We start from the raw sequence: 516 nt of genomic DNA, 5'->3' as shown, positions 1-516 counted from the left end.
AGCGGCAGCCGCTCGCGAGCGGCTTCGAAACATTCGAGCTACACCCACCTGATGGGACGATCTTCGAGGCACTATTCGGATAACCGCTTAAAGCCTACGCCAAGCGACCAAGCTATGCTGCTTTCGGCATCCGCGACGTGAATGTCGCTCTGGTAACGGCGATCGTCGTGCCAGTGTTGCCCGTGACGGTGTCAATGCGTGCTTCAAGCTGTTTGACAAGTGCCTCCACGATCGCTGTCCCCAGTCCCGCACCTGGAATGTCGCCAACGGGTTTGCCCCACCCGTTGTCCGATACGGTCAACTTCCAATCCTCAGCATCGGTCTCATAGGTCACCAAGATCAGCGCATCGACCTTTTCTGTCGAGAATGCATACTTGATGGCGTTGAGAACGAGCTCGGTTACGATCAGGCCAAGGCTCACCGCCTTCTGGGAATCTATCCTTCCATTTTCCGCCATGACGTTGACGGCGATAGCCTGTGTTTCCCCGATCATCGAAGCGGCCAAACTGCTGCAAA

Annotated in this window: 1 protein-coding gene; it reads right to left on the bottom strand. The window is 56.2% G+C overall.

Annotation, left to right across the window (positions count from 1 at the left end; genetic code table 11):
* Window positions 1-112: 112 nt before the first annotated feature.
* Window positions 113-516: ATP-binding protein (locus NKH21_RS32740; RefSeq protein ID WP_352870040.1), on the bottom strand; the 404-nt coding region annotated here is incomplete at its 5' end.

The organism is Mesorhizobium sp. M1329 (genome assembly GCF_040318035.1).
Classification (GTDB): Bacteria; Pseudomonadota; Alphaproteobacteria; order Rhizobiales; family Rhizobiaceae; genus Mesorhizobium.
This window is presented reverse-complemented; position numbering and strand designations above follow the sequence as displayed.